At 69.3% G+C, this 8,522-nt stretch carries 5 protein-coding genes and 2 pseudogenes; 3 read left to right on the forward strand and 4 right to left on the reverse strand.

Annotated elements, in window-relative coordinates; genetic code table 11:
* The first annotated feature begins 137 nt into the window (after positions 1-137).
* Both TFC3_RS09370 and TFC3_RS09375 read left to right on the forward strand, forming a co-directional pair.
* Positions 138-1,907 (forward strand): ABC transporter ATP-binding protein, encoded by a 1,770-nt coding sequence (locus tag TFC3_RS09370; RefSeq protein ID WP_173745369.1) that lies wholly within the window; start codon positions 138-140, stop codon positions 1,905-1,907.
* Positions 1,888-3,660, forward strand: a complete 1,773-nt coding sequence (locus tag TFC3_RS09375; RefSeq protein WP_236718042.1) for an ABC transporter ATP-binding protein — start codon at positions 1,888-1,890, stop codon at positions 3,658-3,660. The genes TFC3_RS09370 and TFC3_RS09375 overlap by 20 nt, the downstream gene beginning before the upstream one ends.
* 67 nt (positions 3,661-3,727) lie before the next feature.
* Here TFC3_RS09375 and rpsD read toward each other — a convergent pair whose 3' ends face one another.
* Positions 3,728-4,336: a 30S ribosomal protein S4 gene (rpsD, locus tag TFC3_RS09380; protein WP_067498240.1), complete on the reverse strand. Its 609-nt coding sequence runs from the start codon at positions 4,334-4,336 to the stop codon at positions 3,728-3,730.
* Between the two features lie 86 nt (positions 4,337-4,422).
* On the opposite strand from rpsD, the gene TFC3_RS09385 reads away from it, so the two are divergent.
* On the forward strand, positions 4,423-5,163 hold the full coding sequence (locus tag TFC3_RS09385; protein ID WP_067498243.1) for a DUF2470 domain-containing protein: 741 nt from the start codon (positions 4,423-4,425) through the stop codon (positions 5,161-5,163).
* 5 nt (positions 5,164-5,168) lie between these two features.
* Here TFC3_RS09385 and TFC3_RS35485 read toward each other — a convergent pair.
* From TFC3_RS35485 to TFC3_RS36870, 3 genes and pseudogenes are all read right to left on the reverse strand, one after another.
* Positions 5,169-5,762: pseudogene (locus tag TFC3_RS35485) on the reverse strand (TetR family transcriptional regulator); the annotation flags it as partial.
* Between the two features lie 43 nt (positions 5,763-5,805).
* Positions 5,806-6,033: pseudogene (locus TFC3_RS35490) on the reverse strand (ABC transporter permease); the annotation flags it as partial.
* Positions 6,034-6,097: 64 nt separating this feature from the next.
* Positions 6,098-7,204 carry a hypothetical protein gene (locus TFC3_RS36870; RefSeq protein WP_153040157.1) on the reverse strand — a complete coding sequence of 369 codons (1,107 nt, stop codon included), beginning with the start codon at positions 7,202-7,204 and terminating at the stop codon, positions 6,098-6,100.
* Between the last annotated feature and the right edge of the window lie 1,318 nt (positions 7,205-8,522).

Here is an 8,522-nt window from a genome sequence, read left to right on the forward strand (position 1 = left end):
AACAATGTAATTGTGGACACGTTGTGAATCCCGTGGCTTCGTGCGGCTGGTTCGGCAGGATGTATCGGTAAGGCCGGTCAGGCCGGCGGGGACTTACCTCAGGGCGGGAATCTGTGACCACGAGGGCCAGCCAGGACGTGCTGGGCCGGGGCTTACGTGTGCTCGGCCGCGCCATTCGGACCGAGCCCCGGCTCTTCACCATCGGCACCGTCGGCAGCAGCCTGTTCGGCCTGCTGGTGATCGCCAACTCGTACGTCGTCGGCGCGGTCATCGGCCACGTCGTCGTGCCCGCGTTCACCGAGCACCGGGCCGGCACGCGCGAGCTGGCGCTGATCGCCGCGACGTTCATCGGCATCTCGGTGCTGCGCGTGGTCAGCATCTTCGGTCGCCGGCTCGGGGCCGGGTTCATGCAGTTCCGGTTGCAGGCGCGCTATCGCAGCGCGGTGACCCGGCGATACCTGGCGTTGCCGCCGGCGTGGCATTCCCGGCATGCCACCGGGACGTTGCTGTCGAATGCCAACTCAGATGTCGAGGCTGCGTTCGTACCCATCGCGCCTCTGCCCTTTGCGGTTGGCACCATCGTCATGATCCTGGCCGCGGTGATCTCGCTGTTCGTCACCGACTGGGTGCTCGCGCTTGTCGGGCTGTGCCTGTTCCCGGCGCTGTTCGGGCTCAACTACGTCTACTCGCGCCGCATGTCACCGCGGCAGATCCGCGCGCAGCAGCTACGCGGCAAGGTCAGCGCGGTGGCCCACGAGAGCTTCGACGGCGCGCTGGTGGTCAAGACCATGGGCCGCGAGGCCGACGAGTCGCGGCGCTTCCGGGTGCACGTCAGCGAGCTGCGGGACGCGCTGATCTCGGTCGGGCGGCTGCGGGGGCTGTTCGATCCGCTGATGGACGCGCTGCCCAGCATCGGCACCCTGGCCGTGTTGCTGCTCGGTGCGTGGCGGCTGCAGTCCGGCGCGATCAGCGTGGCCGAGCTGGTCAGCGTCGCCTTCCTGTTCACCGTGCTGGCCTTCCCGGTGCGCGCGATCGGCTGGGTGGTCGCCGAACTGCCGCGCAGCGTGGCCGGATGGGAGCGGGTGCAGGCCGTGCTGGGCGCGGGGGGCGATCTGGCGTACGGCTCGGCCACCACCCCGGGGACCGGTCCGGCGGCGTTGAGCTTCGAGCAGGTGACTTTCTCGTACGCCGGAAGCGCTGACGTTCTGCACGACATCTCCTTCACCGTGCCGGCCGGCAAGACCGTCGCGCTGGTGGGCGCCACCGGTTCGGGCAAGAGCACCATCGCCTCGCTGGCCGTCCGCCTCGTCGACCCGGACAGCGGCACGGTGAGCGTCAACGGCGTCCCGCTGCCCGACTTGAGCAGCGCGGCGCTGGCGGGCACCGCGGCGCTCGTACCCCAGGTGCCTTTCGTCTTCGATGACACGGTACGAGGCAATGTGACGCTCGACCGCGACGGCGTGGCCGACGCGGCGGCGTGGGCGGCGCTGCGCCAGGCCCAGGCCGAGGGGTTCGTCGCCGGTCTGCCCGAGGGCCTGGACACCGCCGTCGGCGAGCGCGGCACCTCGCTGTCGGGCGGTCAGCGGCAACGCCTCACGCTGGCCCGCGCCCTGGCCGGTCAGCCGCGGCTGCTGGTGCTCGACGACGCGACCAGCGCGGTGGACCCCCGCGTCGAGGCGGCCATCCTGGCCTCGCTGCGCGGCTCCGACGCCGGCGCCTCGATCCTCGTGGTGGCCTACCGGCGGGCCACCATCGCCCTGGCCGACGAGGTCGTCTACCTCGAGGACGGCAAGGCCGTGGCCACCGGCACCCACGCCGAGCTGATGGCCGCCGAACCGGGCTACTTCGGGCTGGTCACCGCCTACGAACGAGATGAGCAGGACGAACATGACCACAGCCGTCGTTGAGGAAGGCACCTTCGCCACCGTGCGGCGCGGGGTGGCACTCTCACCGGAGTTGCGTCCCGGGCTGGCCGGCACCCTGGTGCTGGCCTTCGTGTCGATGGCCGGGCGCGTCGCGGTGCCGATTGCCATCCAGCAGGGCATCGACCGGGGCATCCGCGCCGCGGGCGGGCCCGATCTGGGCGTGATAACGGTGATCGTCGGCATCACGCTGGCGGTGCTCGCGATCTCCACCACCTGCGGTTACTGGATGACCCGGCGGCTGTTCACGGTCAGCGAGACGGCCCTGGCAGCGTTGCGCTCCCGGACGTTCCGGCACGTCCACGACCTGTCGATGCTGCACCAGCAGTCCGAGCGCCGCGGCTCGCTGGTCTCGCGGGTCACCGGCGACGTCGACCAGATCACCCAGTTCCTGCAGACCGGCGGCGTGCAACTGCTGATGACCAGCGGGCAGGTCGTGGTCACCACGATCGTCATGCTCGTCTACTCGTGGCAGCTCACGCTGGTGGTCTTCGCCGCGTTCGTGCCCGCCGTGATCGTGATCCGGCTGTTCCAGAAGCGCCTCGCCGCCGTCTACCGGGTCGTGCGCGAGCGCACCGGCGTCATGCTCGGCGCGGTTGCCGAAAGCGTCGTCGGTGCCACGGTCATCCGCGCGTACGGGGTGGCCGGGCGCACCGGTAAGCGCCTCGACACCTCGATCGACAACCTGCGGGTGGCGCAGCAACGCGCGTTGCGTACCAGCGTCACCAGCTTCTCCACCGGGGAGATCGCCGCCGGGGTCGCGCTGGCCGCCGTCGTGGTCGTCGGCGTGCTGCTCGGCGTGGACGGTGGCCTGAGTGTCGGCAAGCTGACCGCGTTCCTGTTCCTGGTGACACTGTTCATCCAGCCCGTGCAGATCGCCACCGAGGTCCTCAACGAGGCGCAGAACGCGGTGGCCGGCTGGCGGCGGGTGCTCGACGTGCTCGACATCGAGCCCGACGTGGCCGACCCCGACCTGGACGGCGTGGGCCTGCCACCCGGCCCGCTGTCGGTGCGCTTCGCCGACGTCTCCTACCGCTACCCGGGCGGCCCGGTGGTGCTGTCCGACGTGGACCTGGAGATCCCGGCCCGCACCAAGGTCGCGGTGGTCGGCGAGACCGGCAGCGGCAAAACCACCTTCGCCAAGCTGCTCACCCGGCTGATGGACCCGGCCGGCGGCGAGGTGCTGCTCGGCGGCACCCCGCTGACCACTGTGCGCTTCGACTCGCTGCGCTCCCGGGTGGTCATGGTCCCGCAGGACGGCTTCCTGTTCGACGCCACGGTCGCCGAGAACATCCGCTTCGCGCGGCCCGAGCTCACCGACGACGAGCTCGAACTCGCCTTCCACGAACTGGGCCTGGCCGATTGGCTCTCCGGTCTGCCGCAGCGGCTCGACACGCCGGTGGGGGAGCGCGGGGAGGCGCTCAGCGTGGGCGAGCGCCAGCTGGTCGCGTTGATCCGGGCGTACGTCGCGGACCCCGACCTGCTCGTTCTGGACGAGGCGACGAGCGCTGTCGATCCCGCTACCGAGGTACGTCTGCAGCACGCGCTCGATGCCGTGACGCGCGGCCGGACCACCGTGGCGATCGCGCACCGCTTGTCCACCGCCGAGTCCGCCGACGAGGTGATCGTGGTGGACGCGGGCCGGGTCGTGCAGCGCGGCCCGCACGCCGAACTGGTCGCCCAGGAAGACTCGATCTACGCCAACCTGTACGCCAGCTGGCTGGAGCAGACCCGCTGAGAAGGCTCTGACACGCCGTTGTGTCAGAGCCTGGCCTCACTCAGCGCGCGCAGAACGCGACCCTCACTCAGCGCGCGTAGAACTCGACCACGAGCTGCTCGTCGCAGATCACGGGAACTTCGGAGCGCAGCGGCTTGCGGATGACGGTCGTGCGCAGATCCTCGATCACCGTTGACAGGTACGGCGCGGTCGGTCCGTCGAGGTGCGCACCCGCGGCGGCCACCTGGAACGGTGGCTTCTGCCGGCTGCTCTCGCGGACCTCGACGACCTGGCCGGGCTTGAGCCGGTAGGACGGGCGGTCCACCTTTTTGCCGTCCACAGTGAAGTGACCGTGCGCGACGAGCTGGCGGGCCTGGTAGATCGTGCGGGCCAGCCCGGAGCGCTGCACGGTGGCGTCGAGACGGCTTTCCAGGTACGCGACCAGGTTCTCGCCGGTCTTGCCCTCTTTGCGGTGCGCCTCGTCGTACGCCGCCCGCATCTGCGACTCGCTGATGTTGTACTGGTGGCGCAGTCGCTGCTTCTCCAGCAGCCGGACCTGGTAGTCCGAGGACTTGCGCCGGCCGCGTCCGTGCACGCCGGGCGGGAATGGGCGCCGCTCGAAGTACTTGACGCACTTACGGGTGAGAGGGATGCCGAGAGCCCGCGACAGCCGGGCCTTGGGTCGGGAGTTGTTCACGGGCGATCTTCATTCCTCCGGGACAGGTGTTACGGTTAGCCTCGCCTTACTAAGGTAAGGCTAACCGATGCCCGGAGGATCGTGACATGCAGCCCACTCATGCCGAGGTCGCGCGAACGCTCGCGGCTGGCCACCTGCCCGCCACCGCGCACATCGCCTGCCGCCCGGGCCCGCACCCGGTCCGGCACGTGACCGACGCCCAGGGCCGGGTGCTGCTGCTCTCGCCCGCCGGCGGTTCGGTGGCGGCCGCGCTGCGCCCCGGCCCCGACGTCGACGACACCGCACTGGTCCTCGACATCGCCGACGTACCGCCGGTTAGCGGCGCGCCGTCGCTGGGCCGGATCTGGATCGCCGGCTGGGCCACCCGCCTGGAGGGGGCCGAGGCGCGCCAGGCGGCCCTCGACTACGCCGAGACCGACGCCACCTCCGACCTGCTCGACATCGAGGACGGTCAGGTCATCCACCGCATGGACGTGGCCGAGATCCGCTACGAACGCAACGGCGTGCTGGTCGACGTGGACCCCGACGACTACGCCGAGGCCACCCCGGACCCGCTGCGCAGCATCGAGTTCGACCTGATCGCCGACCTGTCCGACCACCACGTCACCGAGATGTCGGACTACGTACGCCGCCAGCTCGGCCCGGCCGCCCGCCCCGGCGACGACCCGCGCGTGGTGCGCCTCGACCGCTACGGCTTCATGGTGCGCCTGGGCAAGCGGCTGGCCCGGCTGGCCTTCCCCCGGCCGGTGACCGACCGCCACGACCTGGCCCACCTGCTGCACCCGGTGCTCTGCCACCGCTGCGCCCACCAGGAGGAAGCTGCCTGAGTCGTGCCGGGGAGGTCTCCGGTCAGGTAGCGCTGCACGTTCGGACCGATGGTCGCGGCGAGCTGCTCGGCCGGAGCGGAAGCGATGGGCTCGACCTTGAGGTCGTAGCGGACCACCGCCAGCCCGGCAATCTGCGTCGCCACCAGCGCCAAACGGATCGGCGCCTCCTGCTCGTCGATGCCAATCGCCGTAACGGCGCGCCGCAGGATTTGCGTGACCACGAATTCGCGCATCAGCCGGGCGGTCCATTCGTTGCTCATCGCCGAGCGCAGCATCGCCACCGCCACCGTTCCGTTCGGTGAATCCCACACGCTCAGCACCAGGCGCACCAACCGGATGCCCGCTTCTTCGCTGGGTCCCTGCGACGCCTGCGGAATCAGTTCCGTGGGGTCGATCGGCACGTTCATGCACGCCAGGAAAAGCTTCTCCTTGGTGCCGAAATAATGGTAAATCAGCGCGGGATCAACCTCGGCCTGCGCGGCGATGGTGCGGATCGACGCCTTGTCATAACCCCGTTCCGCGAAAGCCGTGCGGGCAGCCTCCAGGATCGATTGCTTGGTGTCCTGGTTCCCGGGTCGCCGTCCGCTGCGCCGTACCAACAAAGCTCCTCGAACGTTTTCACGTGGTCCTTCGCCGTAGCGTAGCCGCGGCCAGCATTACGGCAATCAGCACAACTGAAGAAATGCTGCCCGGAGTGCCGAGCCCGAGCGCCAGCCCATAGCCGAACAACAGGGTCCACCGTGCTCAGTGGTGTGGTGAGCAGGCGTTCCAGGGTGCCGCTGGTTCGTTCGCGCAGCATGGCGATGCTGGTAACCAGGAACATGGTGACGAACGGGAAAACCCGAGCATGAGCAGGGCCACTCGATCAAAGGCGATCGCCCTGTCGTACCTGAAATAAAGAAGAGGGGCCGCGTCGCCACGGCCCCGTCAATCCTTAAAGTGAAAGGATGCGCTGCAAGAACTCGGTGTACCCGCGCATCGCGATCCGCATGCTCTCGGTATCCGGCGTAGCGTTTTCCCGCAACGGGTCGAGCTGATCCCGCTCGGCAAGCATGGACTCACTCAACTCCTGCACAGCCTGTGAAATCAACTCCCGCGCCAACTCCAGCGCCCCCACCGGATCATCGACAAACTGTGCCTTGACCTCATGCCACTCGGCGCGGAACTGCTGACTGGTCGTCTCATCCCAGAACGAGACAGCCGTCTCCCCGATGTCGCCGGGCCGGAGCTGCCGCTGTTGCCTGCTCGTACTCACCGCGCTGGACATGGTCGTCTCTCCGGCATTCTTGGGGGTGATGTTCATGCTGCTCGCGTTGATGTTGTTCGCTTTGCTTCCGGACTCGGCGTTGGCGCCCGATGATGCGGGGGTCGTGCTTGCGTCGGCCCCTGGGACTTCGATCGCCGTTGCCGCCGGCTCCGCGCCCGATGCGTCTGTGGGTTCGGTGCTTACTTCGGTTCCGATTTCCGCGGTTGTTGCTGCGGTGGGCTGGGTGTTTGCCTCGGTCTCAGACTTTACGGCGGGTGCCGCGCTCACCTTGGCTGCGGGCTCGGCCTCGTCGGTCCGGTTGTCCGAATTGGATTGTTTGTCTTCTCTGCTGTCGGCTGGATTTTCGTCGCTCGGGCGTGCAAGCGCGGTGCCTTCGTTCTCCTCGGGGGCAGCACGTCCGCCTTGGCGCTCCTGCGGCTGCGACTCATCGTCGTCGCTACGCCGCCTACGGCCGCCGGTTGAAGTCGCGGGTGCCGGGGAGGCGATGACAGGAGTGGGGTGCAACGGGTTCGGTGGCAGCGGGTTGGTCCGGGCGGCGGTCGAGGTTGAGGAAGCCGCTTGAGGCACCTCGAGGTGGCCGGCGATACCCCGCGCGGCCGGAACACCGTCTCCCAGCGACCGTTTATGGTCAGGCGAGGTGCGGGCTTCGTCCAGCGGTGACTGGTCATGTTCGAGAGAGGCAAGGGCCGCGTCTCGTGGCGACCGCTGGTCCTCGGGCGACGCCGGAACCGGGTTTCGAGACGACCGGTCCTGGTCGGATGAGGTCGGGCTCACGACTCGCGGTGCCCGAGTTGGGTCCGGTGATTGCTGGGCTTTGTCCCGCTGCGGCGCGGTGCGGCCGGGCGGAAGCGGGTCCGGCGAGTTCAGGACCTGACCGAGCGAACCGACATCTGAGTTCAGTGATGCTGGAAGCTCATCAGGGGATCTCGGGACCCGGTCGGGTGAGGCCGACAGACGTTCCAGCGAGAACGAAGCCGTCTCGGGTGAGCGCGGCGTCCGATCCGATGAACCGCCGGACCGATCGGGCACAGGTGAGACCTCGGCGGCCGAGCCGGGCGCTTCGGTGGGCGAGCCACCCGTACCGTTGGGCGTGGATTGCGTCCCGTTGACGGACGGTTGCCCGGGGGCCGACGGGGCGGCGTTCTGGATGAGCGAGCGCTCGTGGTCGGGGCGGCTCCACACAGGTGTCCGATTTGGATTACCGGACGCCGAGGGGTGTCCGACATCCGGCACCGGCGTGGGGGCAGTGCTGCTGTGGGGTGCCGCCGACTGCGGTGCGGTCGGCAGGTCGGCCAAGGAATTCGCCGGGGTGGCCTTACCGGTAGCAGACGAGCCCTGCCCGGAAGCCGACGGCAAGCCATTTATGGCAGCCGATGGTGAGACGGGGCCGAAGGGCGAGGGGCCGGCGCCGAAGGGTGACTGCGAGCCGATTCCCGAACCGGAAGCCGGTGAAGAAGTACCAGAACCGGAACTCAGAGCTGGACCAGCGTCAGGGGGCGACGCCGACCCGGCACCGGAGGCGGAAACCGCACCGGAGCCATAGATCGCCGCCGACCCGGGACCGGAAGCCGGTGCCGGGCCAGCGCCATACGGCGATGCGGCGCCAGAAGTCGGCGAGGGATGCGGGCGGCCATGAGGCGACGGCGATGCGGGGCGGGACGTTGAAGAGGGCCCGTACGGCGACGGCGAGCCGGTTACCGGGGTCTGCGGGAAACCGCGAACGGGCTCAGACGGCGCGGAGTCAGAGTTCGGGAGAGTGTCCGGGGCGAAGCGGTCCGGTGCCGGTGAGGAGGGGCGCGCGGCGTTCGGTGAGAAGCGGTCCGCCGGCGGCGATGTCGGCCGAGGCCCGAACGGCTGACCAGGCAGCGAAGGACCAGCGGAAGCGCCAGTGGAAGCCCCACCCGGAAGATCAGCAGGAGCGCCATGAACAGACGAGGAGGGCGATGGAGACGGATCGCCGAACGGGTTCCGGCCGTAATAGGTCGGGCGATCGCCAGCCGGCGGCTGCGGTTCGTCTTCGAAGTCGTCTTCCGAGGCCCCCGCGCGCGGGTCGGGGATCGGGGGGTTGCCCGGGATGGCCGCGAAGGGGGAG

The organism is Actinoplanes sp. TFC3 (genome assembly GCF_001553785.1).
Lineage (GTDB): Bacteria > Actinomycetota > Actinomycetes > Mycobacteriales > Micromonosporaceae > Actinoplanes.